Origin of the sequence: Micromonospora coxensis (genome assembly GCF_900090295.1) — a bacterium.
Taxonomy (GTDB): Bacteria; Actinomycetota; Actinomycetes; order Mycobacteriales; family Micromonosporaceae; genus Micromonospora; species Micromonospora coxensis.
Genome location: NZ_LT607753.1, coordinates 5,368,374 through 5,394,826, shown reverse-complemented (window position 1 = coordinate 5,394,826; position 26,453 = coordinate 5,368,374). Strand labels below are relative to the sequence as shown.

The following is a 26,453-nucleotide window of genomic DNA, read 5'->3' as shown; positions in this document are numbered from 1 at the left end:
GTTCAGACACAAAAAAGGAATGGCGTCGAATGCCATTCCTGAAGCGATTTTAATTGACGAGGAGACGGCTTGTCAACGCACTCCGACGGTTCCGCCGGACAGCAGCCGGACGACGACGAGATCGGCCGCGAGCAGGAGTACGTCTCGATGCTCTACGGCCGGCTCGACGACATGCGCGAGCAGGCCGCCCAGCGGCTCACCGAGCAGCTGCGCACCACCGGCGGCACGTTGCAGGCCCGCTCCCAGCGGGACAGCTCCGTGCGGATGTACGCCGAGCAGGTCGAGCAGTTCTCGGCCGTGGAGAACGGCCTGTGCTTCGGCCGACTCGACGGCGCCGACGGCGCCCGGCACTACATCGGCCGGATCGGCATCTTCGACACCGGCGGCGACTTCGACCCGCTGCTGATGGACTGGCGCGCCCCCGCCGCCCGGCCGTTCTACCTCGCCACCGCCGCCAACCCGCAGGGGATGCGACGCCGGCGGCACCTGCGGACCCGCCAGCGCAAGGTCACCGGGCTCAACGACGAGGTGCTGGACATCGCCACCGCCTCCCCCACCGCCCACGAGGAGCTGACCGGCGAGGCGTCGCTGCTCGCCGCGCTCAACGCCGGACGCACCGGGCGGATGCGCGACATCGTGGAGACCATCCAGGTCGAGCAGGACCGGATCATCCGGGCCGACCTGCCGGGCGTGCTGGTGGTGCAGGGCGGCCCGGGCACCGGCAAGACGGCGGTGGCGCTGCACCGGGCGGCGTACCTGCTCTACACCCACCGGCGGGAACTCTCCACCCGGGGCGTGCTGCTGGTCGGCCCGAACGCCACCTTCCTGCGCTACATCTCGCAGGTGCTGCCGACGCTGGCCGAGACCGGCGTGCTGCTGCGTACCCCCGGCGACCTCTTCCCCGGGGTGAGCGCGCGGCGCGCGGAGCCGGCGCGCACCGCGGCGCTCAAGGGCCGCACGGTGATGACCGAGGTGCTCGCCGCCGCCGTACGCGACCGGCAGTGGGTGCCGGACGAGCCGCTGGAGATCGAGGTCGAGCGGGAGACGCTGCTGCTGGACCCGGCGACCGTCCGCGAGGCCCGGGAACGGGTCCGGCGCACCGGCCGCCCGCACAACCTGGCCCGCGCGCTCTTCGACGTCGAGATCGTGCACGCCCTCGCCGACCAGGTCGCCGAGCAGATCGGCGCGGACCCGCTGGGCGGGGAGAACCTGCTCTCCGAGGCCGACCGCGCCGAGATCCGCCGGGAGCTGCGCGAGGAGCCCGGGGTCCGGGCCGCGCTGGACGAGCTGTGGCCGGTGCTCACCCCGCAGCGCCTGCTCGCCGACCTGTACGCCTGCACCGACCGGATCGCCGTCGCGGCGCCGATGCTCACCGACGACGAGCGGGCGCTGCTGCACCGCGAGCCCGGTGGCGGCTGGACGCCGGCCGACGTGCCGCTGCTGGACGAGGCCGCCGAACTGCTCGGCGAGGACGAGCGGGCCGCCGCCGCGCGCCGCGAGCGGATCCGCGCCTCCCAACGCGAGTACGCCGAGGGCGTGCTGGAGATCTGGCGGGGTTCCCGCTCGATCGACGTCGAGGACGAGGCCGACGGCGGTGAGATCCTCGGCGTCACCGACCTGCTCGACGCCGACCGGCTGCTGGAGCGGCAGGAGGAGGCCGACCGGCTGACCACCGCCCAGCGGGCCGCCGCCGACCGGAGCTGGGCGTTCGGGCACGTCATCGTCGACGAGGCGCAGGAGTTGTCGCCGATGGCCTGGCGACTGCTGATGCGCCGCTGCCCGAGCCGGTCGATGACCATCGTGGGCGACGTGGCGCAGACCGGCGCGCTCGCCGGCACACCCTCCTGGGCCGACGCGCTGGAGCCGTACGTGGCCCAGCGCTGGCGGCTGGAGGAGCTGACCGTCAGCTACCGCACCCCCGCCGAGATCATGGCGGTCGCCGCCGACGTGCTCACCGGGATCGACCCGGCGCTGCGCCCGCCCCGCTCGGTACGCGCCACCGGCGTACCGCCGTGGGACCGCGCGGTCGCGGCCGGCGCGCTCGCCGACGAGCTGGTCGCGGCGACGGCGCGGGAGGCCGCCGGGCTGGCCGACGGTCGGCTCGGCGTGATCGTGCCGCAGGGACGCGCCGACGAGCTGGCCGCCGCCGTGGTGGCCGCGCTGCCCGAGGCGGCCGTCGGCGAGCAGCCGGAGCTGGAGAGCCGGGTGGTGGTGCTCACCGTCGACCAGGCCAAGGGCCTGGAGTTCGACAGCGTGCTGGTGGTCGACCCGGACGGCATCGTCGCCGAGTCCCCGCGCGGCCGCAGCGACCTCTACGTCGCCCTCACCCGCGCCACCCAACGCCTCGGCATCCTCCGCCCCACCCGCTAACCCCTCCTCCCTCCCCCACCCCCACCCGTTGATCATGAATTTGTTGTCGTCCACATCGGCGTGTCGCGACAACAACTTCATGATCGACGAGCGTGGCGGGAGCCGGGGGGAGCCCGGGGCGCGCGGGTGGGGCGGTGTCCCGGAGGGACACCGCCCCACCCGCGAGGGTGGCGGGTCAGTCCTCGGTGAAGTTGCCGACCTGGGCGCCGGTGGCGGAGGCGTCGCTGGTGGAGCCGCCGGCCGGGGTGCTCATGCCACCCGTCGTGGCGTCGCCGGTGGTGGTCGGGGCCACCACGCCCGGGTGCCGCTCGGGCTGCCGGGCCAGCCGGCGCACGCTGGCCGGGCCGGCGGTGCCGCCGGTGGTGGTGATCGCGCCCTGACCCCGGGTGGGGCCACCGTCGCGCAGCACCTGCGGATCGACCCGCACGTGGGCCGGGTCGTCCGGATCCTCGTCCTGGATCACCCGGTTCACATCGGTCTGCGGCGTCGTCACCTCGTCCAGGGCGCCCTCGCCGTACACACCGGCGGTGAGTCGATCCTCGGCACGGCGGGCGGACTCCCGCATCCTGTCGTCGTCACGCACGTCCATCACCTCGCAGAGATATCGCGGATCTTCCTGCGTGCCCGACGTCCGGCGGGCCAAACCGGCGGCCCCTCGGCGGGGTGGGACGGCCGTACCCCGGCCGGGGTACGGCGCGCGGGGCACGGCAGACGCACGCCGTGCGGGGCGGCAGACGCACGACACGCGGGGCACGGCAGACGCACGCCGCGCGGGGCGATGGCCGGGCCAGGGGATCCGCCAACTATCCGGGCTGCCGTGGGTGTTACCTCTCGCGACCCCTCGGGTAGACCCAGGGTGCCCCCGCCACAGAACGCGAACCGTGCCGTGGCCGATACGCGGTAGCGGGGCGAGGGAGTGCAGGTACTCATCAAATCCTGAGGAGGACCAGATGAGCACGCAGGCTGCATCCACCAGGGCCGCCAACCGGCCGATGCAGGACATGCCCAACCGCGCCGCCATGAACGAGGCGCCGACCCGTCCGATGCCGATGATGCACGACGGGCACCGGGAACAGGCGATGCAGGCACCGGGCACGGAAACCAAGCCGTCGTTCGCGACGACCGAATTCTGGGTCTACGTCGCGGGTGTGATCGGTGTGCTGGCGGCGTCGTACCTGGTCGGCAAGAACTCGGTCGGGGTGGACATCTTCCGCGCCCCGCAGGCCTGGTTCTTCATCACGCTGCTGACCATCGGCTACCTGGGCAGCCGGGGTCTGGCCAAGGCCGGCAGCAACTTCCGCAGCGGCGAGGAGCGCAAGGCCCGCCACTGACCGACGAGATCACCACAGTGAGCAACGGTGGCCCCCGGGATGCGTCCCGGGGGCCATCGTCGCGTCACTCGAAGTCGCCGCCCCAGTCCTCGGCGAAGTCGCCCTCGACGGCGTCCTCGATCATCTCACCGGCGACCATGCCGCCGACCATCCCGAGCGCCGCGCCGGCGACCATGCCGCCCATGCCGTGCCCCCGGTGGCCGTGGCCGTGGCCGTGCCCGGCGCCGAAGCCGGAGGCGCGCAGGCTGCCGTAGCGGGAGGTGGTCTCCCGCAGCCAGCCGTCGACGACCTGGGTCCAGTCGAGCCGGTCGGCGTCGGCGTGCGAGACCTGGTACCGGCCGAAGGTGTCGTGCCCGGCGCTGAGGAAGCCGCCGCGCTTGTCGCACTCCAGGACCACCTCGACGCCGTGCGGGGTGGTCACGAAGGTCAGCTCCACCTCGGTGATGGTCTGCGCGTACTGCGGCGCGGCGAAGAACTCGATCTCCTGGTAGAACGGCAGCGTCTGCTGGGTGCCACGGATGTGGCCGCGCTCCAGGTCGGCGACCTTGAACCGGAAGCCGAGCCGCTGGAACGCCTCCAGGATCCGTTCGTGCACCGGCAGCGGGTGGATGTTGACCTGGTCCAGGTCGCTCTTGTCGACCGCCCGGGCGATGGCCAGCTCGGTCCGCAGCCCCATCGTCATGCCGTGCAGGCGCTGGCCGTAGACGTCGGTGATCGGGGCCTCCCACGGCACCGACAGCTGGAACGGGATCGACAGCTGCTGCTTCGGCGCGAGCTGGAGCGCACCGCTGACCACCGTGCGCTGGAACTCCATGATGCCGGCGTACTCGGTGTCGCCGCCCTCGATCTCGACCCGGGTCACCAGGGCCACGCTGACCTGCTCGATCTGCGCCGCCGCGTCCCCGCCGACCAGGTTCACCTGGCCGTCCAGGGTCAGACCCGGGCGGGTGTTCGGGTTGGCCAGGACCGTGTCGACGCTGGGCCCACCCACGCCGAACGCGCTCAGCATCTTCTTGAAGACCATCGGAACTCCCGTTTCACGGTGGGCGTGCTCCACCGTGGAACACGCACGGTTTCCCCGGGCACCCTAGCCGGACCCGCTGGGAACTGCCTGGGAGGCGCGGCCGGGCCGGTCAGTCCACGTCGACGACGATCAGCTCACCGACCTGCTCGCCGATCTGGCGGCGTCCCTCCGCCGGCAGCCGACTGTCGGTGACGAGCACGTCCGCCGCCTCCAGGGGGGCGATGGTGGCGATGCCGATGGTCTCCCACTTGGTGTGGTCGGCGAGCACGACCAGCCGGCGGGCGGCGCCGATCAGCCGCCGGTTGACCGCCGCCTCCAGCAGGTTGGGGGTGGTGAAGCCGGTGCGCGGGCTCATCCCGTGCACGCCGAGGAAGAGCAGGTCGACGTTGAGCGTGCCGATCGCCGCCTCGGCCACCGGCCCGGTCAGCGCGTCCGACGGGGTGCGGATGCCGCCGGTCAGCACGACCGTCTGATCGGCGCGCGGGTTCTGGTAGAGCGCGTCGGCGACCGGGATCGAGTTGGTCACCACGGTCAGGCCCCGGACCTCGGCGAGCCGGGTGGCCAGGGCGGCGGTGGTCGTACCGGCGGAGAGGGCGACCGCCATCCCCGGCTCGACCAGATCCGCGGCCCGTTCCACGATGGCCCGCTTCTCCGCCTGCTGGCGGATCGACTTGGCCGCGAAGCCGGGCTCCTCGGCGGAGCCGGGGCCGACGAGGGTGGCGCCGCCGTGCACCTTGTCGACCAGCCCCCGCTCGGCCAGCACCTCCAGGTCCCGCCGGATCGTCATGTCGGAGACCCCGAACCGGCTGACCAGGTGGCTGACGCGCACGCCGCCGCGCTGCCGGATCAGCTCCAGGATGGCGCTCTGCCGTTGCTGGGCGAGCATCGAACCTCCTAACCGGGCGGACGAGGGAACAGTACGCAGCTCAGGCCGCCGTGGACGGGCGCGGCCCAGTCGCCGGGATCGCTCCCACGACGGCCCGCTCCTCCCGGACGACGGCCACCTCGCCGGCCGGCACCCGCAGCTCGCCGGCGCACGACGCTCCGGTGAGCAGCTCGGCGCCGGTGACGTCGAGGCGGACCTCCGCGTCGGTGTGGTTGACCACGAAGAGCCAGGAGCGGTCCCCGGCCCGGCGGCGCACCACCTCCACCCCGGACGGCGCCCCGGCCACCGGGGGACGTGCCCCGGACTCGGCGAGCAGCCGGGACACCAGCCGGTCGGTGGCCGCCTCGTCCAGCCGGGTGCCGACGTACCAGGCCGCGCCCGCGCCGACCCGGTGCCGGGTCAGGGCCGGCACGCCGGGCAGCGGCCCGTCGACGTACGAGGCGAGCACCTCGGCACCCTCCGGGTGCAGCCACTCCGTCCAGACGTCGGCGGTGGCGCCGTCGTCGAGACGTACCGTCTCACCCTGGCGCAGCGGGAAGAACTCCTCGGTCCGGATGCCCAGCAGCTCACGGAACGCCCCCGGGTACCCGCCGAGCCGGATGTGGTCGTGCTCGTCCACGATCCCGCTGAAGTACGTCACCAGCGCCGTGCCGCCGGCCTCGACGTACCGGTGCAGGGCCGCGGCGTCGGCGTCGCGCACCAGGTAGAGGGTGGGCGCCAGGACCAGCTTGTAGCCGCTGAGGTCGGTCGACGGGTGCACGACGTCGGTGGTGACGCCGGCCCGCCACAGCGCGCGGTACAGCGCCTCGACCCGGTCGGCGTAGGTGACGTCGACGCTGGGGTGCGAGTCCAGCTCGACGCCCCACCAGGCCTCCCAGTCGAACAGGATCGCCACCTCGGACTCGACCCGGCTGCCCCGCACCTCGGCGAGGGCCTTCAGGTCGGCGCCGAGCCGGCAGACCTCGCGGAAGACCTTGGTGTCCGGGCCGGCGTGCGGCACCAGTGCGGAGTGGAACTTCTCCGCCCCGGCCCGGGAGGCCCGCCACTGGAAGAAGAGCACTCCGTCGGCGCCGCGCGCGACGTGGGCGAGGCTGTTGCGGCGCAGCTGGCCGGGGGTCTTGGCGACGTTGCGGGGCTGCCAGTTCACCGCGCTGGTGGAGTGCTCCATGAGCAGCCACGGGTCGCCGCCGGCGACGCCTCGGGTGTGGTCGGCGGCCAGCGCCAGCCCGAGGTGCGACTGCGGGTCGGCGGCGGTCAGGTAGTGGTCGTTGGAGACCACGTCCACGTCGGCGGCCCAGGAGTGGTAGTCCATGTACTTGATCCCGGTGCCGATCATGAAGTTCGTGGTGACCGGCTGGTGGACCCGCCGCTTCAGCACGTCCCGCTCGGCGCGCAGCTGGGCGCGCTGCTCGTCGGAGGAGAAGCGCAGGAAGTCCAGCTGCTGCGTCGGGTTGGCGAAGGTCGGCGCGGTGCGCGGCGGGTTGATCTCGTCCCAGTCGTGGTACCGCTGGCTCCAGAACGTGGTGCCCCAGGCGTCGTTGAGCCGGTCCAGGTCGCCGTAGCGCTCGCGCAGCCAGCCGCGGAACGCCTGGGCGCTGACGTCGCAGTAGCAGTGCACGTTGTGGCAGCCCAGTTCGTTGGAGACGTGCCACATCACCACGGCGGGGTGGGCGGCGTACCGGTCGGCGACCGCCTCGACCAGGGCGAGCGAGCGCTCCCGGAAGACCGGCGAGCTGGGGCAGTACGCCTGCCGGCCGCCGGGCCACAGCACCGTCCCGTCGGCGGTGCGGGGCAGCGTCTCGGGGTGCCGGTGGGCCAGCCACGGCGGCGGGCTGGCGGTGGCGGTGGCCAGGTCGACGTGGACGCCGCCGTCGTGCAGGACGTCGAGGGCGCGGTCCAGCCAGCCGAACTCGTACCGGCCGGGGGCCGGTTCGAGCAACGCCCAGGAGAAGATCCCGACCGAGACCAGGTCCACGCCGGCCCGGCGCATCAGCGCCACGTCCTCGGCCCACACTTCCTCGGGCCACTGCTCGGGGTTGTAGTCCGCGCCGTAGAAGATGCCGTCGCCCTGCCAGGTGCCCTGCTGTCGCATGAGAGCAGAGCGTGCCCTCCACCTGCACCAAAGTCAACACGTTCGAACGTCAGCCAGGAATTTTGACGCCCAGCCGCCGGCGAAATTTGTGGAGCGTCGGTATCAATCCTGACCTGCCCTCTTGACACGGCGGCGGGGGCGGGTAGCTTCAACCGCCAACCGGCACTTTGTGTTTGGCAATGTTGGATCTCGGTGAGATCCGTGTTGGCATTCGCGACCACCGGCCCCCCGCCACCTCTGACGACCCTTGGGCGCAGCACCTCTTCATCCGCAGGAGGCACCATGTCCCGTCCCCGTACCGAGGCCGAGTACCTGGCCCGACTCGTTCCGCCGTCCGTCGCCGGCATCGGGCGCCGTCGCCTGCTCGCCGGCACGGCCGGCGCGGGCGCGCTGCTCGGCACCGGCCTGCTGGCCGGCTGCGGCTCCGACTCCGAGTCGGGCGGCTCGGAGTCGAAGACCGTCTCGCTCGGCTCCAACCAGTCCGACCCGACGCCGAAGAACGTCATCGCCAAGATCATGGACGGGTTCAAGACCTCGTCCGGCATCGAGGCGAAGATCAACACGGTCGACCACAACACGTACCAGGAGAACATCAACAACTACCTGCAGGGCAAGCCGGACGACGTGTTCATGTGGTTCGCCGGCTACCGGATGCGGTTCTTCGCCGCCAAGGGTCTCGCGGGCGACGTCAGCGACGTGTGGGGCAAGCTGTCCGGCCTCTCGGACGCCTTCAAGAAGGCGTCCACGGGCGACGACGGCAAGCAGTACTTCGTGCCGTCCTCCTACTACCCGTGGGCGGTCTTCTACCGCAAGTCGGTGTGGAAGCAGTACGGCTACGAGGTGCCGACCACACTGGACCAGTTCAACGCCCTCGGCGCGCAGATGAAGAAGGACGGCCTCAGCCCGATCGCCTTCGCCGACAAGGACGGCTGGCCGGCGATGGGTACCTTCGACATCCTCAACCTGCGGGTCAACGGTTACCAGTTCCACGTGGACCTGATGGCCGGCAAGGAGTCCTGGACCTCCGACAAGGTGAAGAAGGTCTTCGACACCTGGCGGGGGCTGCTGCCGCTGCACCAGCCCGACAGCCTGGGCCGGACCTGGCAGGAGGCCGCACAGTCGCTGCAGCAGAAGAAGTCCGGCATGTACCTGCTCGGCCTCTTCGTCGCCCAGCAGTTCAGCAACGACGAGCAGGACGACCTGGACTTCTTCACCTTCCCGGAGATCGACCCGGCGATCGGGGCGAAGGCCCTGGACGCCCCGATCGACGGGTACATGATGGCCCGCAAGCCGAAGTCCGAGGCGAACGCCAAGAAGCTGCTGGAGTTCGTCGGGTCGAAGGAGGCCGCGGAGATCGGCGTGAAGATCGACCCGGCCACCCTGGTCGCCAACAGCCAGGCCGACACCAGCGGCTACACCGCGCTGCAGAAGAAGGCCGCCGAACTGGTCGGCTCGGCCACCGAGATCGCCCAGTTCCTGGACCGGGACACCCGCCCGGACTTCGCCTCCACTGTGATCATCCCGGCGCTCCAGCAGTTCATCAAGAACCCGAACGACGTCGACGGGCTGGTCAACAGCATCGAGAACCAGAAGAAGTCGATCTTCACCAGCTGACGGCGAGAGGGGGAGGACCGCCGTGTCCGACCTGCCCCTGATCCAAGCGGATCGCGCCGTGCCGTCGCCGGCTGCGACCACCACCTCCACGGGTGGTGGTCGCGGCCGCCGGCTACGGCTCCTGTCCCGCACCGACCGCGTGGTGATCACGCTGATGGTGCTCGTACCACTGCTGCTGGTGGTCGGCCTGGTCTGGCTGCCGGCACTGGCCACCGTGGCGCTGTCCGGCACCAACTGGGACGGCATCGGCCCGCTGAGCGAGATCGAGTGGGTGGGCGGCCGCAACTACTCCGACGTGGTCAACATCTACCCGCCCTTCGTGCCGGCGATCCAGAACAACCTGCTGTGGCTGGCGGCGCTCTTCGTGGTCGCCACCCCGATCGGCATGTTCCTGGCCGTCCTGCTCGACAAGGAGATCCGGGGCAGCCGCTTCTACCAGACCGCGCTCTACCTGCCGGTGGTGCTCTCGCTGGCGCTGATCGGCTTCGTCTGGCAGCTGATCTACTCCCGCGACCAGGGCCTGCTCAACGCCGTCCTGGGCACCCAGACCGACTGGTACGGCGACCCGGACGTGAACATCTGGGCGGTGCTCTTCGCCGCCGGCTGGCGGCACGTCGGCTACATCATGCTGCTCTACCTGGCCGGGCTGAAGGGGGTCGACCCGTCGCTGCGGGAGGCCGCCTCGGTCGACGGCGCCTCGGAGACCAGCACGTTCTTCCGGGTGGTCTTCCCGGTGATGCGGCCCATCAACATCATCGTGCTGGTGGTGACGGTGATCGAGTCGCTGCGGGCGTTCGACCTGGTCTGGGTGATCAACAAGGGACGCAACGGGTTGGAGCTGATCTCCGCCCTGGTCACCTCGAACGTGGTCGGTGAGGCCAGCCGGATCGGCTTCGGATCGGCCCTGGCGACCATCATGTTGGCCATCTCGCTGATCTTCATCACCGTCTACCTGGCCGTCGTCATGAGGGAGGACCGGCGATGAGCGCCGCGACCGTGACCCGCGAGCCGGCGGCCGGCACGCCGGCCCCCCGCCGTGCGCCGCTGCGCCCGGCCCGGGTGGTGCTGCACGTGTTCCTCGGCGCGATGGCGCTCGGCTGGCTCTTCCCGATCGTCTGGGCGGTGCTCACCTCGCTGCGGTCGTACGACTACACCGCCGCCAACGGGTACGTCTCGCTCGGCGGCTGGACGTTCGACAACTACGTGACCGCCTGGCAGACCGCGGAGTTCGGCCAGCACTTCCTCAACTCGGTGTACATCACCGTCCCGGCGGTGCTGCTCACCCTCTTCCTCGCCTCCTGCGTGGCGTTCGTGATCGCCCGGTTCAGCTGGAAGCTCAACATCGTCCTGCTCGGCCTCTTCACCGCGGCGAACCTGCTGCCCCAGCAGGCGCTGCTGATCCCGCTGTTCCGGATCTTCACCGAGGTGCCGCTGCCGGCGTTCATGAGCGACTCGGAGCTGCTCTACGACAGCTACTGGGGGCTGATCCTGGTCAACGTGGCCTTCCAGTGCGGCTTCTGCGTCTTCGTGCTGAGCAACTACATGAAGGCGCTGCCCCGCGACCTGTACGAGGCGGCGATGGTCGACGGGGCGAGCATCTGGCGGCAGTACTGGCAGGTCACCATGCCGCTGTGCCGGCCGGCCCTGGCGGCGCTGGCCACCCTGGAGGTGACCTGGATCTACAACGAGTTCTTCTGGGCCACCGTGCTGATGCGCACCGGCGACAAGTTCCCGGTGACCAGCTCGCTGAACAACCTGCGCGGCGAGTTCTTCACCGACAACAACCTCGTCTCGGCCGGCTCGGTGCTGGTCGCGATCCCCACCCTGGTGATCTTCTTCCTGCTGCAGAAGCAGTTCGTCCGGGGCCTGACCCTGGGAGCGTCCAAGGGATGACGATCGTCCACCTGCGCCGCGCGCGGACCAGCCTGGTGCTCGACGCGCGCGGCGAGGGCCTGCCCCGGGTCGTGCACTGGGGCGCCGACCTGGGGCCGCTGCCCGCCGACGACCTGCCCGCCCTGGTCGCGGCGACCGTCCCGCCGGTGGTGCCGAGCAGCTTCGACGCGCCGACCGTGCTGTCGCTGCTGCCCGAGGCGAGCGCCGGCTGGAGCGGCCGGCCCGGACTGGCCGGGCACCGCGACGGGCGGGACTGGTCCACCGCCTTCCGCCTCGACGGGATCGACGTGGTCGACGACGACACGCCGGCGCCGGTCGAGGCGTCGGGCGTGGACGCCACAGGCCCGGGTGACGGTGGGTCGGCCGCCCCGGCGTCGGGCCGCCCGGCCACCGGCGGTGACGCGGTGGTCGTATCCGATGCCGACGGCGCCCGGGGCGGGCCCGGCGCGGCGCGGGTGACGGTGCGGGCGTCGGACCCGGCCGCCGGGCTGACCCTGACCGTCGAGATCACGCTGGACCCGGCGGGCCTGCTGACGCTGCGGCACCGGCTGCGCAACGCCGGCGAGCACCCCTACGAGCTGCGCGAGCTGACCCCGGTGCTGCCGGTGCCGGCGGTGGCCACCGAACTGCTCGACCTGACCGGCCGCTGGTGCCGCGAACGCGCGCCGCAGCGGCACCCGTGGCCGATGGGCGCCTGGGTCCGCGAGGGCCGGCACGGGCGGACCGGACACGACGCGACGCTGCTGCTGGTGGCGGGCACCGCCGGCTTCGGCTTCGGCCACGGCGAGCTGTGGGCGGTGCACACCGCGTGGAGCGGCGACCACGTGACCGTCGCCGAGCGCCGCCCGACCGGGGAGTCCACCCTGGGCGGCGGCGAGCTGCTCACCCCCGGCGAGATCGTGCTCGCCCCCGGCGAGGAGTACGCCACTCCCCTGCTCCACGCGGTGCACTCGACCGCCGGGCTGGACGGGCTCAGCGACGTGCTCCACACCCACCTGCGGGCCCGCCCCGGACACCCCCGCACACCCCGGCCGGTCACCCTCAACGTCTGGGAGGCGGTCTACTTCGACCACGACCTGGACCGGCTGACGGCCCTGGCCGACCGGGCCGCCGAAGTGGGAGTGGAACGGTTCGTGCTCGACGACGGCTGGTTCCGCGGCCGGCGGCACGACCGGGCCGGGCTCGGCGACTGGCACGTCGACGACGAGGTCTGGCCGGACGGGCTGCGACCGCTGATCGACCACGTGCGTGGGCACGGGATGCAGTTCGGGCTCTGGGTCGAACCGGAGATGGTCAACCCCGACTCGGACCTGTTCCGCGCCCACCCGGACTGGGTGCTCCAGGCCCCCGGGCGGCTGCCGCCGCCGTGGCGGCACCAGCAGGTGCTCGACCTGGCCCACCCGCAGGCGTACGCGCACGTGCTCGACCGCCTCGACGCGCTGCTGGCCGGACACCCGGGGATCGCGTACCTGAAGTGGGACCACAACCGGGACCTCACCGAGGCGGGGCATGCCGGCCGGCCCGGCGTGCACGCGCAGACGGTCGCCGTGTACCGGCTGCTGGACGAGCTGCGCCGCCGGCACCCGGGCGTGGAGATCGAGAGCTGCTCCTCCGGCGGGGCCCGGGTCGACCTGGAGATCCTGCGCCGCACCGACCGGGTCTGGGCCAGCGACTGCAACGACGCCCTGGAGCGGCTGTCGATCCAGCGCTGGACCGGGTTGCTGCTCCCGCCGGAGCTGGTCGGCACCCACATCGGACCGGAGCGCTCGCACACCACCCACCGGGTGCACGACCTGGGCTTCCGCGCGGTCACCGCGCTCTTCGGCCACCACGGCATCGAGTGGGACATCGGGTCGATCAGCGCCGCCGACCGGGCCGAGCTGGCCGCCTGGGTGGCGCTGCACAAGCGGCTCCGGCCGCTGCTGCACGCCGGCCGGGTGGTCCGGGTCGACCACCCGGATCCGGCCGTGCAGGCACACGGCGTCGTCGCCCACGACCGCTCCCACGCGGTGTACGCCGTGTCCCGGCTGGCCACCTCCGCCGCGCAGGTCCCCGGGGCGGTCCGGCTGCCCGGGCTCGACCCGTCCCGCCGGTACGCCGTGCGCCTGCCCGAGGACGCGCCGGAGCCGGCGGTGCTCCAACTGGCCGAGCCGGGCTGGCTGCCGGCGGGCGTGACGCTCGCCGGGGCGGTGCTCTCCTCGGTGGGGCTGCAACTGCCGGCCCTGCACCCGGAACAGGCCCTGCTGCTGGAGGCCGTCGCGGTCGACTGACGGGCCCCGGCCCGTGCGGCGACGCACGGGCCGGCGGCCACCCGCCACCGTCAGGCCGGCGCTCCGGTCAGCCGACCTCGGAAGCGAAGTCGGAGAACGCCTCGGGGCCCGTCGGCAGGTCGGCCCCCGAGAAGGCCCGCAGGCCCTCCGTGGTGACGCCGCCGGGCAGGTCGGCGGTCGCCGGCGTGCTCGGCACGACCAGCACCACCCCCGCGCGTTGCAGGTCCCCGACCCACGCGCTGCCCACGCCCACGACCAGACCGGCGGTGCCGTCCGGCCGGCGCACGGTGTGCAACTCCTCGCCCAGGTAGGCCCAGGGCCGGTGCACGCCCGCCGGCATGCCGGGTGCGGTCCGGTCCAGCCGGCGCAGCCCGGTGACGGTGAGCCCCTGGGAGCTGCCCCGGAAGATCGTGATCGCGCCCGCCCCGGCGACCCCGCCCACGGTCTCCTGCGGGCTCCCGACCGCGAGGTCGCCCCGGCCGTCCCGGTCGAAGTCGCCGAACGCCAGCTCCGTGCCGAAGAACGCCGCCGGGTCGTCGCTGCCCGGGACGCCCGGACTCTGCTGCGTCCAGTACTGGACACCCTCGACGGTCAGGCCGTCGAACGAGCCTCGCAGGACGGTGAGGGAGGACCCCCGGGTCGGAGCGTCGCGACGGCCCTCGGTCTGCGCGTTCACCACCAGGTCCGCGTAGCCGTCACCGGTGAGGTCGCCCGCGGCGAGGGCGAAGCCGAAGCTGTCGCCGTACTCGGCCACGTCGGGCATGCCCTCGGTGTCCTGGTGGAACGTCCGGGCGCCGGTGATCCCGAGACCGTCGGCGGTGCCGGGCAGGACGACCACCGAACCGGCGAACGACGCGTCGCCGATCCGGTCCCGGTCGAAGCCGACCGCGAGGTCGTCGCGGCCGTCGCTGTCGAAGTCCGCCGCGGCCAGCACCCGGCCGAAGCCGTCGGTCTCCGGGCTGACGGGCAGACCGGGCGCGTTGCCGGGCACGTACTGGGCGGCGGTCGGGTCCAGACCGTCGGGGGTGCCCCGCAGCAGGGCGACCCCGCCGACCCACGGGCTGCCGGCGCGCGGCGCGCCGACCACCAGGTCGTCGGTGCCGTCGCCGTCGAAGTCGCCCACGGTCAACGCCATGCCGAACTGGTTCTCCCCGGCGACGCCCTCCCCCGGCACGTCCGCCGCCGGCGCGACGTCCGCGAGCCGGATCATGCGGGCGTCGGTCGTGGTGAGCCCGGACCGGCCACCGTAGAGGACGCGGATCCGGTCGTGCACGCCGCCGATCGCGAGGTCGGCGAAGCCGTCGTGGTCGAAGTCGCCGGACGCGAGCGTGTAGCCGAAGTCGTTGATCTCGCGGTGCGGGTCGGGCGAGCCGGCGTCGCCGGGCATGCCGGGCGTCGTGTGGTCGAAGTACTGGCTGCCGACGGTGGTGAACCCGCCCTGGGCCACGCCGGGAAGCACGTGCACCGCCCCGGACTGCATGCCGTCCACCACCCTGCGCAGCTCCGCCACGGCGAGGTCCGGCCAGCCGTCACCGTTGAAGTCGCTGCGCAGTTCGTTGAGCGCGCCCATGGTCCGGGTCCGGCTGGGCACGGGGGTCGCCGGGCGAGGTCGCAGCGGCTCGCGCAGCGACCGGGCGCGCGTCGTGGGCACGGGGGCCACGGGGGCCACGGGGCCGGTCGTCGTGACGCCCCGGCCGGTCGCGCCCGGGGTGGAGACCTGGCGGGCGCTCGGCCCGGCGGTCGGGAGACGCCCGTCGCCGGGACGAGCGGACGGACCGGCGCCGGGGACCACCAGGTCGAGGTAGGACGCGGGGACGGTGGGCTCGGAGACGGGCGAACTCGCCACCGTGCCGGCCCCGATCAGTCCGGTCAGGACCACCGCGGTGCCCACCCATCGATACGCACGCACGGCCCCTCCTCCACCCGGTGTCCGGCGACATGATGCCACGCTGCCCGGGCTGTCGGTGGCCCCTGCGCCGGCGTACCCGACCGACGGATCCGGGTCGGGTGGTGGCCGTACCCGGAAAAGGTGGTGGCCGGGTCCGCGCGGACCCGGCCACCGTCGGGGTGCTCAGCTCGCGGCGCAGGTCACCGCGGGGACGGAGTTGGTGCCGTTCCAGCTGCCGATGAAGCCGAAGCTGGTGCTGGCGCCGGCGCCGAGCCGGCCGTTGTAGTCGACGTTGCGGGCGGTGTACGACGACCCGCTGCCGCTGACCGTGGCGTTCCAGGACTGGCTGACCGTCTGGCCGTTGGCGAAGGTCCACCTCGTCGTCCAGCCGGTGATGGCGGAACTGCCGGCGGTCACCTTGACCTCACCCTGGAAGCCGCCCTGCCACGAGTTGACGATGGTGTAGGTGGCCGTGCAGCCACCGCCGGGCGGCGGCGTGGTCGGCGCGGGCGAGGTGGGCGCCGGGCTGGTCGGCGCGGGCGAGGTGGGGGCGGGGCTGGTCGGCGGGGTGCCGCCGTAGACCGACGCCTCCCGGGCGGTCTGCTTGATCCCGTTCGGGCCGTTGAAGATCCGCTGGCCCCAGCTGCTCAGATTGTTCGGGTCGAAGTTGACGGCCATGTCGAGGTACTCGACGCCGCCGCCGTTGCCGCTCCACGACCAGCCCAGGTAGCCGATCCCGTTGGCCTGGCTGTACGACAGGATGGCGTCCTCGTCGGGGTTGCCGTCGGAGTGGTTGTGGCCGAACTCGCCGACCACGATGGGCAGCCCGGCGCTGCGGAACCGGCCCAGGTAGTCGCTGACCTCGGCGGCGGTGTCGAAGACGCCGTACATGTGGATCGAGAAGACGGTGTTCTTCTGCGGGTCGGCGTTGAACACCGAGGCGGCGTTGTCGCGCATGGTGAAGGACCAGTCCTGGCCCCAGTTGGGCGCGTCCACCATGATCGTGTGGGAGATGCCGTTGGCGCGCAGCCGCTTGATCGCGTTGGCGGTGTCGGTGGCCCAGGTGCCGTAGCCCTGGTTGCCGTACGGCTCGTTGCCGATGTTGACGATGACGTACTTCTCCTGGCCCTGCAGGGCGCTGGCGATGCTGAGCCAGTAGTCGACCGCGCGGTCCAGGGTGATCGCGCCGCTCTGCTCGCCGTAGCCGGTGGTGTCGTGCACCTCCAGCACGCAGATCAGCCGGTTGGCCTTGCACAGGGAGATCACGTTGCCGACGTCGGCGGCGCTGTTCTTCGTCCAGCGGTCGCCGCTGGCCAGCACCACCCGGACGGTGTTCGCGCCGAGGGCCTTGATGTTGGCGAAGGAGCTGGTCTGCTGCGGGTACCAGGTGTGCGCGTGGTTGACGCCGCGCATGACGAACTCGGTCCCGTTGGCGTCGTAGAGCTTGCCGCCGGAGACGGTGAACCCGGCCGCGGCGTGCGCCGGCTGGCCGAAGGCGAAGACGGCCGCGAGGGCGGTGAGCAGGGCAACGCCGGCGACCCAGAGTCGCTTTCTCATGGTTTTCCTCAGGAAGTGTCGACCCCGTGCCCTGGTGGGGTGAGTGGTGGTGACGGTGGCGGACGGCTGTAGCCCGGCAGCCGCCGCTCGACTCCCCGGTCGCGCAGGGATCAGCGTAGGACGATGGGTCGAGGAAAGCAACCGGTTAAGTTAACGACCTGTTCACGCGAGATGTCCTGTGGCGGCCCACGCCGACCGTGGGCCGCCACAGGGGCGGTCATCCCCACCACAGGATGTGACGCCGCCGGTCTGAACCGGTTAAGCCGGACCCTAGACCGGGCCCGACCCCGCGTCAAGGATCGACACCGGCGCGCCACCGTCGGCGCGGCCGGACGCGGGAACCGGACAGCAGGGTTGGCCACCGCCGCCCGGGGTATCCGTTGACGATCGCCGGGCGGAAGGAGACAACCAGCATGGTCAACGTCGGCTACACCCTGATGTGCGAGCAGGCCGGTCCGAAACAGCTGGTCGACTACGCGGTACGGGCGGAGGCGGCCGGCTTCGACCAGCTGGTGATCTCCGATCACTACTACCCGTGGCTGGACTCGCAGGGGCACTCCCCGTACGCCTGGTCGGTGCTCGGCGCGGTCGCGCACGCCACCAGCCGGGCCGAGCTGATGTCCTTCGTGACCTGCCCGATCCGCCGCTACCACCCGGCCGTCGTCGCCCAGAAGGCCAGCACCGTCGGGGCGCTCTCCGACGGCCGGTTCACCCTCGGCCTGGGCGCCGGGGAGAACCTCAACGAGCACGTCGTCGGCGCGTGGCCGCACGTGCAGCAGCGGCACGAGATGTTCGAGGAGGCGTTGCAGATCATCCGGCCGCTGCTCAACGGCGAGACGCTCAGCTTCTCGGGCAACCACTACGACGTGCCGGAGGCGTACGTCTGGGACCGGCCCGAGCGGCCCGTGCCGATGGCCGTCGCCGCGTCCGGGCCGTCGTCGGCCGCGCTCGCCGCCGAGTACGCCGACGGCATCGTCGCCACCGAGCCCGACCCCCGGATCATCCAGCTCTACGACGACGCCGGTGGCGTGGGCCAGCCCCGCTACGGCCAGGTCGCCATCTGCTACGGCCCCGACGAGGCCGAGTGCCGCAAGATCGTGCACGACCAGTTCCGCTGGTTCGGGATGGGCTGGAAGGTCAACGCCGACCTGCCCGCTCCGGAGGCGTTCGCCGCCGCCACCCAGTACGTGCGCGAGGAGGACGTCGCCGAGGGCATCTCCTGCGGCCCGGACGTGGACACCCACGTCGAGGCGTTCAAGAAGTTCGTCGACGCGGGCTTCACCCACGTGGCGATCGTGCAGGTGGGCGGCGACAGCCAGCCGATGTTCCTGGACTGGGCGCAGGAGGAGCTGCTGCCCCGACTGCGCGACCTGTGAGGGCGGTCGCGCCGGGACGAGCCGCGAGCCGGCCCAGCCCGCCGGGGCGCTTCGGGCCCGCCGAGCTGCGGCTCGCGCTGGCCGCGCCCCGGCCCGCCGCCGGCCTGACCAGCGAGTGGCGGCTGGTCGACGGGCTGCGCGTGCACACCCGCCGGACGGCCGACCCGGGTGGTGAGGCCGCCCCGGTGGTGCTGGTGCACGGGCTGGCCGTCTCGCACCGCTACCTCACCCCGCTGGCCGTCGCGCTGTCGGCCACCCATCCGGTGTACGTGCCGGACCTGCCCGGCTTCGGGCTGACCGAGCGGCCCGGTCGGGCGTACGACGCCCGGCAGCACGCCGCGTTCCTGGCGTCCTGGCTGGCCGCGTACCGGCTGCCGCCGGTCTGCCTGGTCGGCCACTCGTTCGGCGCGGAGGTCGCCGCCGCGCTGGCCGCCCGCCGGCCCGAGGCGGTACGCGCCCTGGTGCTCGCCGGCCCGACCAGCGACCCGGCCGCCCGGTCCCGCCGCGGGCTGGTCGGCCGCTGGCTGGTCGACACCGTACGGGAGGCGCCGTTGCAGGCGCCGATCCTGCTGCGCGACGTGTGGGACGCCCGCCCCTGGCGGGTGTACGCCACCCTCGCCCACTCGGTCCGCAACGCCGTCGAGGAGGACCTGCTCCGGGTCACCGCGCCGACCCTCGTGGTGACCGGGTCCCGCGACCCCGTCGTACCGCCGGCCTGGCGCTCCCAGGTGGCCCGGCTGGTCCCCCACGCCCGCCCGCTGGTCGTGCCCGGCGCCGCGCACAACGTCGCGACCACCGCGCCCCGCGAGGTGGCCGCCGTGATCCGCACCCTGCTCGCCCCGACCCTGACAAGGTGACCCCATGCGCATCGGCAACACGGAGATCCGGCCCGCCGGTGGTGGCCTCGGCTGCCTCCTGATGATCCTCTTCTCGGTCCTCGCCTCGGTGGTGCTGACCGTCCTGCTCAACCTCGTGCTCTGACCGTTCCTCAGGTCCGCGTCACAATGGCCGCCAGGCGGCTTCGTCGTCGGGGGCGTCGACCAGGCGAACCCGGGCGGCCAGTGCCAGTGCGCCGTCCCGCCCGCCCAGCGCGGCACCGCCGGCACGGGTCAGCGCCGTGACCTGCGCCGTGCAGGTCGAGCACACTCCCGGCACCTGACCCACCCGGTACGCACCGATGTCGCCGGCCGCCGCGGCCACCCAGGCGGGCCGCCCGTCCACCGTGGTACGTCCCGTGTCCCCGACGGTGTCCCGCAGCACCCCGACCGTCAGGTCCTCGTGCCGGGTGGACGAGCCGCGAGCCCGGTAACCCACCTGCACCGCCTCCCACCGACCTTCCCACCAGGCGACCACGGCACGATCGATCTCCGCACCGGCCGGCGGCGACACAGGCAGGAAGGGCGCGGTGAACGGCCGTACGTCCCACACCAGCCCCTCGGCGATGCGCCGCAGGTTCTCGGCCGGCTGTGGCAACTTCGACGACGTGATGGTCGCCCAGCCACCGGGGGCGTACCGCCAGGACAACCGCGCCGCGTCGCCACTGAGGTCCAGGTAGGCCGGGGCGCCTCGCACGTCCGCCACCGGAGAGCCGGGTGCGACAAGCGACGACAGGGCCTCGGCCGACGGCGGTCCGCTGGGCACCGTCTGCAACTGCGGGTCCTGGAAAAGGTCCACGCCAGGAGCACCGACCTGGACGCTCACCCCCCGGCTCACCCGAGTGATCCCTCGCCGGTCACCTCCGTCGGTTGCGAGGGCGGTCAGCCAGTGCCGCCCGTGCTGCGCGGAGTACGTCCGGTCGGACAGCCCTTCCGGCAGCCAGTCCAGGCGGAAGAGCCGCCGCGCCGGAGTGAAGTCGCGCGCCGTCGGCATGCCCTCCCCGTCGGCCGGGGTGGTCGCCGAACGTACCCCCAGCAGGGCGGAAAGGCCGAGCAGCGCCACGACCGTGACCGCCGCGACGGACGCCGCGGCGAGCCGGCGACGCCGGACGACCCGCTCACCCGCGACCAGCGGCGTCTCCGCCGGCACGTTGCCGGGCGGCAGGTCCTCGACCGCCCGGGCCAGCAGGGTACGGACCAGCCGTTCCTCGTGCCCGCTCACCTGTTCACCTCCGTCACGTCGTCCAGCGGCAACCGTCGGCGCAGCGCGGCCAGCCCGCGCGCGGTCTGGCTCTTGACGTTGCCGGTCGAACAGCCGAGCACTTCTGCGGTCTGCTCGACGCTCAGATCGGCGTAGAACCGCAGCACCAGCACCACCCGCTGGCCCGGCGGCACCTCCGCCAGCGCGGCGCGCACCGCCACCGCGTCCACCACGGATTCACCGGGGCCCGGCGGTGGCCCACCGCGGGGTGTGGGCTCCGGCGCCCGGTCGAACAGCTGCACGCCGAACCAGCGGGAGCGGCGCTCCTGCCGGAACGCGTTGACCAGCATCCGGTGCACGTACGCCCCGACGTCGTCGGCGCCCCGCGCACGGCCCCACTTCACGTACAGCCGGGTCAGGGTCTGCTGCACCACGTCGTCGGCGCGGTGCGCGTCACCGGTCAGCAGGTACGCCGTCCGCCGCAGCTTCGGGGTCACCGCCGTGACGAACTCGACGTACTCCTGCCGATCCGCGGCATGCATCGACCACTCCCCGTTCCGGCTGCCGGCGCCCTCACCCTACGGATGCGTGCGCGGCGGGAACGGTTGCACACCGCGTACCGACGACCAGCCGGACTCGTCCTCGTGGTCGTCGACCAGCCGGACGGCGGCGGCGAGGGCCAACGCCCCGTCGGGGCCGCCCAGCGCGGCCAGCCCCCGGAAGGTGACGGCCACGACCTCGGCGGCGACGCCCCACCCCGCACCGCCCACCCGGAACGCCCCGAGCCCGCTCGCCGCTCGGGCCACCCGGCCGGCGACCGTGGTGGTGTCCGCGCCCGGCGGGCCGTCGTCCCGGACCACTCCGACGGTCAGGTCCTCGTACGGCAGCGCCGAGCCGGGGACGCGGTGGCTGAACAGGACCCGGTGCCACCGCCCGTCGCGTCGCTCGATCAGCGTGCGGTGCAGCGGCGCGTCCAGCGGTGGCGGGACGGGTCGGAGCGGCACCCGGACCGGCTCGTCCGTCCACACCAGCCCTTCGGCGACCCGGAGCAGCGCGACGTCGGCGGCGGGCAGCCCGGTGGCCATGACCCTCACCCCGACGCCGGGGACGTGCTCCCAGCAGAGCGCGCTGTGCCGGCCGTCCGCACTGGACCGCAGAACGGCCGGCAGGCCGTGCACCCGAGCCGGCCGGCGGGCCCGCCACCGGATCGACACCTCCTCGGCACCGGTGCCGAGCCGTACGGTGACCACCGGCCTGCCGACCATCGGTTCGCCCACCGCCGTCCCTCGCACCGGACCGGGCGACCGACGCGGCGGCGCGACGGCGACCAGGCTGTGCGCGTCCCGCCCACCCGACCACGTCCGGTCGATCAGCCCTTCCGGCAACCAGCTCACCCGGAACGATCGCCGTGCCGGATCGAACTCCTGGTTCCGCCTCGCCCGCATCGGCCCCTCCCCGGGTTGCCGGTCCTGTCACCGTAGAGATGCCGCCGGGGCGGGATCGGTTGCACGGTTCGGGGGGCAGCCTTGGCTCGGGTCGCGACGCCGGCGGGCAGACGCCGCAGTGACACGATCGACGTGGTGACCAGCGGCGCGAAAGCGCGATCGGCGACGGTGGGCCGGCGCCGTGGATGCACGGTGAGCCCTGGCGGTGGTCGGCGACGACCGGTCAGGCCGGCTCCAGCTCCAGCTCCGCGACGACCGGGTAGTGGTCGGAGGCGTGGTCGGCGTCCCCGCCCCGCACCACCCGCACCCGCCGGGCGCAGGCGGCGAGCCGCGCGCCGGCGAGCAGGTAGTCCAGCCGCATCCCGGCGAACTCGGCCCCGCCGTGCCGGGTCGGCACGGTCAGCCCGTCGGCGTCGTCCTCGGCCCGCAGCGGCCAGAGGTCGACCAGGCCGGCCGCCAGCAGCCGGGACACCGCGCGGGTGTCGACGGTACGGCCGTCGCGGCGCAGGTGCCGGCGGCGGTAGAGGGCCGGCAGCCCGGCCAGCCGGGCGGTGTGGTCGACGGTCGGGTCGAGGGTGTTGAGGTCACCGGCGAGCAGCGTCAGCTCCCCGGCGGCACGCCGGACGGCCGCCGCGAGCCAGTCGGCCTCCATCCGCCGCCGGCCGCCGGAGTACGGGCTCAGGTGGGCGCTGAACACGGTCAGCGGCCCGGCCGAGGTGTCCACGACGACGCGGGCGGCGGCGTGGTGGAAGGGGCGGCGCACCGGGCCGGCACGGCGTACCCGCAGCGGTGGGCGGACCAGCACGGCGACGGGCTGCCCGAAGCAGGAGCGGGCCAGGTGGGGACGCATCCCCACCCGGCCCGCGACGTCGGCGAGCAGCCCGCCCCGGTCGAAGTCGCGCAGCTCCTGCAACGCCAGCAGGTCCGGACGCTCGGCGGCGATCACGCCGGTCACCAGGCCCAGCCGGTCGGGACCGCCCCGGTCCCGACCGCCGGTCCTGATGTTCCAGGTCATCACCCGCAGCACGGTCGACCCGTCAGTCCACCCGGCCGGCCTTGGCCAGCTCGTCGTCCAGCTCGCCGACCTGCTCCGACTCGATGGCCGGCCGGTTGCCCTCGCGCAGGTCCTCGTTGGGGCGGACCACCCAGTAGAGCAGCCCGATCCAGAGGGCGCTGAGCAGGATCGCGCCCATGAAGTCGGTCGGGTGGTGCATGCCCCGGTACATCCGGGAGACCGCCACCCCGACCGGCATGATCACCGCGAGCGCCACGAAGATCCACCGCCACCACCGGTCGGTACGCGGGAAGACGATCAGCGTGACGGCGAGCCAGACGCAGATCGTGGCGGCGATGTGCCCGGACGGGAACGACGAGGTCGGCATCGGTCCGTCGAGGTTGCCGACCGGCGGGCGCGGCCGGTCCACCGCCGCGGCAGAGGCGAGGAAGAGGCTCAACTCGCCGAACATGGCCAGCGCCACGAAGAGCACCGGACGCCAGCGCCGCCACACCGCGAGCACCAGCGGGCAGAAGACCAGCGAGATGAGCAGGATGGCGTGGGTGTCGCCGGCCTTGCTCCACCAGTAGCTGAAGTCGTCCCGGCCGGGGGTGCGGTGCTCGGCGAACCAGCGCGGCACGTCGGTGTCGAGGGTGGCGAAGAAGGTGCCGCCGGCGTGGTAGCTGACGAACATGCCGAAGCCGTACAGCGCCCCCAGCACCAGCACCCAGCCGACCAGCAGCTCGAAGACGGCGGCGCGGGGGTGCGGCAGCAGGTGCGCCTCGTCGGGGGCGGGCGCCACCTCGTGCGCCGCCTCCGGCTCCAGCCCCTCGGTCAGCGACGGCACCCGCCGGCCGCGCTCCAGCCGCCACAGCCGGAACGCGTATGCGGTGACGCCGAGCCAGGCCGCGCCGAGCAGCCAGGCCCCCAGCACGTCGGAGACGAAGTGCACGCCCAGCGCGATGCGGGTCAGTCCGATCAGGACCACCAGCGTGGCGACCAGGGCGATGGCCGGCTTGCGCCAGCGACGGGACATCGCCGGCAGGAAGACCAGCAGCAGCGCCCCGTACGCGACGAAGGAGCCCAGGGCGTGCCCACTCGGGAAGCTGTTGCCGGCGTACGCGCCGATCGGCACCTCCACCTCGGGGCGCAGCCGGTCGACCAGGGTCTTGAGCGCCGGGTCGAGGATCAGCGCGCCGAGGCCGGTGACGATCAGGAAGACCGCGAGGCGGCCCTGCCGGCGGATCAGCAGGCCGATCACGGCGACCGACACCAGCCAGATGATCACCGCCCGGCCGCCCAGGTCGGTGAGCGCGTTGAGCACCGTGACCAGCGGCCCGTGCGGGGCGACCAGGTCGTTGAGCCAGGCGGCGACGCCGTGGTCGACGTCGTAGAGCGGGGTCCACCGGACCCGGACCAGCACGAGCAGCAGACCGAATCCGACTCCGGCGCCGAGCACCAACGCCAGACCGGCGAGCGTCCGCTCGGTGAAATGACCAAGGGGTCGTCGCAACACCTCTTTGACCGCGCTCACGGCAGCCTCCCTCTCGCCTCTGGCGAGGCGCTGTACCCGATCGGCGTTCCGCGTACACTCGGGCGCCGCGCGCCGGGTCAGAGCGAGGTCATGTCGCCGGTGTCGTAGAGCTCCTCGCGCTCGGTCTCCGGCTCCCAGAGGTCGGGTTGGGCCGGCTCCCGCACCCCGATCCGCATGGCCTCCAGCTGGGCCGCGAAGGCCAGGCCACCGAAGAGCGCCATGCCGGTCAGGTTGGCCCAGAGCAGCAGGGCCATCATGCCGGCCAGCGCGCCGTAGGTCTGGCCGAATCCGCCGCCGAACTTCACGTAGGCGGCGAGCAGCAGGCTGGCCACCCACCACAGGGCGGTGGCGATGCCGGCGCCGAAGAAGAGCCAGGACAGGCCGGGCTGGTTGCGCCGGGGCGCGTGCCGGAAGATCACCGCCACGGCGAGCACGGTCAACCCGAGGCTCAACGGCCAGCGGACGACGTCCCACGCGCCGGCGGCCAGGTCGCCCCACTCGTAGTGCCGCGCGACGGAGTCGCCCATCGCCCCGCCGCCGACCAGGATGAGGAAGCCGGCCAGCGCCGGCAGGCCGGCGGTCACGGCGAGGATCGCGGCCCGGACGTACTTCCACAGCGCGGGCCGGTCGCGCTCCACGCCGTAGATCCGGTTGGCGCCGCGTTCGATCTGGGCCATGGTGGTGGTCAGCGTGACCAGTCCGGTGAGCAGACCGAGGCTCAGCGCCACCTCACCGGCCCGCTCGACCCGGTCGCCCTCACCGAGCAGTTCGCGGACCACCTCCTCGCTCTGGCCCGGGGTGAGGGCCAGCACGGTGTCCGCCACGACCTGGCCGCCCTCCTCGACGCCCAGCTCGGTGATCAGGCCGGTCAGCGCGATCATGAAGGGCACCACGGCGAGGCAGAGCTGCAACGCGAAGGCCCGCGAATGGCTGAACCCGTCGCCGTAGCGGAACCGGATGAACGCGTCGCGCAGCAGGCACCAGCCACCGTGGCGGCGCAGGGTGTGCCAGGCGTCGTCGGCGGAGAGTTCCTCCTCCGACATCAGCCGGGTCTCGGGGACGAGCTTGGTGCTACTCACGGCGCGCCTCCTCGACCAGCTTCTCGCCGCGCTTCGCCGCCGCGTCGGCGTCCTCGGCGAGGTCCGGGGCGCGCTCGGGTCGCGGCACGCAGAGCCAGAGCGACTCGGGACGGACCTCGGCCTTGAGCGAGCGCCCGGGCTCGATCAGGTCGCCGTCGAGCTGGCGGGGCTGGGGCCGGTTGCTGGTGATCTCCACCCGGCGGGCGCGGAAGACCTCCATCCGGGGCACGCTGCCGCGGCGACGCACCAGCGCCCACCCCATCGCGAGCCAGTGCCGCAGCGTACGGGGGGTGAGCACGGCCACGTCGAGCCAGCCGTCGTCCGGCTCGGCGTCGGTGAGCAGGCGTACCCCGCCCTGGAGCCGGCCGACGTTGGCGATCAGCACCGAACGGGCGCGGCGGCGCAGCGGCGGCTTGTCGTCGATGGCGACGGTGACCCGCATCGGCCGGTCCCGCAGGTGCTTGGCGGCCCCGACGACGTACGCCGGCCAGCCGATCCGCGCCTTGGTGGTCTCCGAGGTGTCCTCGAGCATCTGGGCGTCGAAGCCCATTCCGGCCATCACGGCGAAGTACTGGTCGCCGACCGCGCCGACGTCGAGCCGGCGCATCCCGCGCTCGACGGCGACCTCCAGGCCGGCGGCCAGGTCGTTGGAGAGGCCGAGGTTGGCGGCGAGCAGGTTGCCGGTGCCCTGGGGCAGCACGGCCAGTGCCGCGTCGGTGCCGACCAGCCCGCTCACGCAGGCCATCACGGTGCCGTCGCCGCCGCAGGCGAAGACGACCTGGGCCCCGTCGCGGACGGCCTCCTCGGTCTGCCCCCGGCCCGGGTCCTCGGCCGTGGTCTCGTACCAGACCGGCGCCGGCCAGCCGGCGGCGGACAGGGCGTCGTTCACCGTCCGGCGGAACTCGTCGAGATCGGTCACCTTGGTGGGATTCACCACCACCGCCGAGCGCGGCGCACGGTCGTCAGCGGTCACCGGGCGCTTGTCGTCTCCACCATCCACGGCGCAAGTGTGCAGCAACTCCGC

The 26,453-nt window shown here is 73.1% G+C and carries 21 protein-coding genes; 8 read left to right on the top strand and 13 right to left on the bottom strand.

All coding sequences use genetic code 11. From position 1 onward, the window contains the following. Positions 1–147 precede the first annotated feature (147 nt). A complete protein-coding gene (locus GA0070614_RS24585) occupies positions 148–2,370 on the top strand; it encodes a HelD family protein (RefSeq protein ID WP_172892626.1) in 2,223 nt (740 codons plus the stop codon). A gap of 175 nt (positions 2,371–2,545) precedes the next feature. On the opposite strand, the gene GA0070614_RS24580 is transcribed toward GA0070614_RS24585, so the two are convergent. Next, positions 2,546–2,953 (bottom strand): hypothetical protein, encoded by a 408-nt coding sequence (locus tag GA0070614_RS24580; RefSeq protein WP_088979639.1) that lies wholly within the window; start codon positions 2,951–2,953, stop codon positions 2,546–2,548. 367 nt (positions 2,954–3,320) lie between these two features. Here GA0070614_RS24580 and GA0070614_RS24575 point away from each other — a divergent pair, with 367 nt between their 5' ends. Next, positions 3,321–3,701 carry a hypothetical protein gene (locus tag GA0070614_RS24575; RefSeq protein ID WP_088978176.1) on the top strand — a complete coding sequence of 127 codons (381 nt, stop codon included), beginning with the start codon at positions 3,321–3,323 and terminating at the stop codon, positions 3,699–3,701. Between the two features lie 64 nt (positions 3,702–3,765). Here GA0070614_RS24575 and GA0070614_RS24570 read toward each other — a convergent pair whose 3' ends face one another. From GA0070614_RS24570 to GA0070614_RS24560, 3 genes are all read right to left on the bottom strand, one after another. Further along, the gene (locus tag GA0070614_RS24570; protein ID WP_088978175.1) at positions 3,766–4,725 is read right to left on the bottom strand and encodes a sporulation protein; all 960 of its coding nucleotides are present in this window, start codon (positions 4,723–4,725) and stop codon (positions 3,766–3,768) included. Positions 4,726–4,834: 109 nt separating this feature from the next. Beyond that, positions 4,835–5,611, bottom strand: a complete 777-nt coding sequence (locus tag GA0070614_RS24565; protein WP_088978174.1) for a DeoR/GlpR family DNA-binding transcription regulator — start codon at positions 5,609–5,611, stop codon at positions 4,835–4,837. A 40-nt stretch (positions 5,612–5,651) separates the two neighbouring features. Continuing rightward, positions 5,652–7,703, bottom strand: a complete 2,052-nt coding sequence (locus GA0070614_RS24560; protein WP_088978173.1) for a beta-galactosidase — start codon at positions 7,701–7,703, stop codon at positions 5,652–5,654. A 282-nt stretch (positions 7,704–7,985) separates the two neighbouring features. Here GA0070614_RS24560 and GA0070614_RS24555 point away from each other — a divergent pair, with 282 nt between their 5' ends. Genes GA0070614_RS24555 through GA0070614_RS24540 form a run of 4 tightly spaced genes read left to right on the top strand, consistent with a single transcriptional unit; the run spans position 7,986 to position 13,480 of the window. Continuing rightward, positions 7,986–9,317 carry an ABC transporter substrate-binding protein gene (locus GA0070614_RS24555; RefSeq protein ID WP_088978172.1) on the top strand — a complete coding sequence of 444 codons (1,332 nt, stop codon included), beginning with the start codon at positions 7,986–7,988 and terminating at the stop codon, positions 9,315–9,317. Between the two features lie 22 nt (positions 9,318–9,339). After that, on the top strand, positions 9,340–10,302 hold the full coding sequence (locus GA0070614_RS24550) for a carbohydrate ABC transporter permease (protein ID WP_088978171.1): 963 nt from the start codon (positions 9,340–9,342) through the stop codon (positions 10,300–10,302). Next, on the top strand, positions 10,299–11,210 hold the full coding sequence (locus tag GA0070614_RS24545; RefSeq protein WP_088978170.1) for a carbohydrate ABC transporter permease: 912 nt from the start codon (positions 10,299–10,301) through the stop codon (positions 11,208–11,210). The genes GA0070614_RS24550 and GA0070614_RS24545 overlap by 4 nt, the downstream gene beginning before the upstream one ends. Next, on the top strand, positions 11,207–13,480 hold the full coding sequence (locus tag GA0070614_RS24540) for an alpha-galactosidase (protein ID WP_088978169.1): 2,274 nt from the start codon (positions 11,207–11,209) through the stop codon (positions 13,478–13,480). Before GA0070614_RS24545 ends, GA0070614_RS24540 begins: the two co-directional genes overlap by 4 nt. A gap of 67 nt (positions 13,481–13,547) precedes the next feature. Here GA0070614_RS24540 and GA0070614_RS24535 read toward each other — a convergent pair whose 3' ends face one another. Together GA0070614_RS24535 and GA0070614_RS24530 are read right to left on the bottom strand one after the other, a co-directional pair. Next, positions 13,548–15,389, bottom strand: coding sequence for an FG-GAP and VCBS repeat-containing protein (locus tag GA0070614_RS24535; RefSeq protein ID WP_157745076.1), 1,842 nt, complete (start codon positions 15,387–15,389; stop codon positions 13,548–13,550). A gap of 162 nt (positions 15,390–15,551) precedes the next feature. Beyond that, a complete protein-coding gene (locus GA0070614_RS24530) occupies positions 15,552–16,925 on the bottom strand; it encodes a cellulase family glycosylhydrolase (protein WP_088978167.1) in 1,374 nt (457 codons plus the stop codon). A 413-nt stretch (positions 16,926–17,338) separates the two neighbouring features. Here GA0070614_RS24530 and GA0070614_RS24525 point away from each other — a divergent pair, with 413 nt between their 5' ends. Both GA0070614_RS24525 and GA0070614_RS24520 read left to right on the top strand, forming a co-directional pair. Continuing rightward, positions 17,339–18,301, top strand: coding sequence for a TIGR03557 family F420-dependent LLM class oxidoreductase (locus tag GA0070614_RS24525; RefSeq protein WP_088978166.1), 963 nt, complete (start codon positions 17,339–17,341; stop codon positions 18,299–18,301). Next, positions 18,298–19,158, top strand: coding sequence for an alpha/beta fold hydrolase (locus GA0070614_RS24520; RefSeq protein WP_088978165.1), 861 nt, complete (start codon positions 18,298–18,300; stop codon positions 19,156–19,158). Before GA0070614_RS24525 ends, GA0070614_RS24520 begins: the two co-directional genes overlap by 4 nt. A gap of 142 nt (positions 19,159–19,300) precedes the next feature. Here GA0070614_RS24520 and GA0070614_RS24515 read toward each other — a convergent pair whose 3' ends face one another. The 7 genes from GA0070614_RS24515 to GA0070614_RS24485 all read right to left on the bottom strand — a co-directional run bounded on the left by GA0070614_RS24515 (position 19,301) and on the right by GA0070614_RS24485 (position 26,429). Further along, entirely contained in the window at positions 19,301–20,398 is a 1,098-nt protein-coding gene (locus GA0070614_RS24515; RefSeq protein ID WP_088978164.1) for a hypothetical protein, read from the bottom strand. Then, positions 20,395–20,919, bottom strand: a complete 525-nt coding sequence (locus tag GA0070614_RS24510; protein WP_088978163.1) for a SigE family RNA polymerase sigma factor — start codon at positions 20,917–20,919, stop codon at positions 20,395–20,397. Before GA0070614_RS24510 ends, GA0070614_RS24515 begins: the two co-directional genes overlap by 4 nt. 36 nt (positions 20,920–20,955) lie before the next feature. Beyond that, positions 20,956–21,822: a hypothetical protein gene (locus tag GA0070614_RS24505; protein WP_088978162.1), complete on the bottom strand. Its 867-nt coding sequence runs from the start codon at positions 21,820–21,822 to the stop codon at positions 20,956–20,958. Between the two features lie 223 nt (positions 21,823–22,045). Then, complete coding sequence (locus GA0070614_RS24500; protein WP_088978161.1) at positions 22,046–22,849, bottom strand: endonuclease/exonuclease/phosphatase family protein; 804 nt, start codon at positions 22,847–22,849, stop codon at positions 22,046–22,048. 10 nt (positions 22,850–22,859) lie between these two features. Continuing rightward, on the bottom strand, positions 22,860–24,350 hold the full coding sequence (locus GA0070614_RS24495; RefSeq protein ID WP_088978160.1) for a phosphatase PAP2 family protein: 1,491 nt from the start codon (positions 24,348–24,350) through the stop codon (positions 22,860–22,862). Between the two features lie 77 nt (positions 24,351–24,427). Continuing rightward, positions 24,428–25,429, bottom strand: a complete 1,002-nt coding sequence (locus GA0070614_RS24490) for a YihY/virulence factor BrkB family protein (RefSeq protein ID WP_088978159.1) — start codon at positions 25,427–25,429, stop codon at positions 24,428–24,430. Beyond that, positions 25,422–26,429: a diacylglycerol/lipid kinase family protein gene (locus GA0070614_RS24485; RefSeq protein WP_088978158.1), complete on the bottom strand. Its 1,008-nt coding sequence runs from the start codon at positions 26,427–26,429 to the stop codon at positions 25,422–25,424. Before GA0070614_RS24485 ends, GA0070614_RS24490 begins: the two co-directional genes overlap by 8 nt. Positions 26,430–26,453 lie beyond the last annotated feature (24 nt).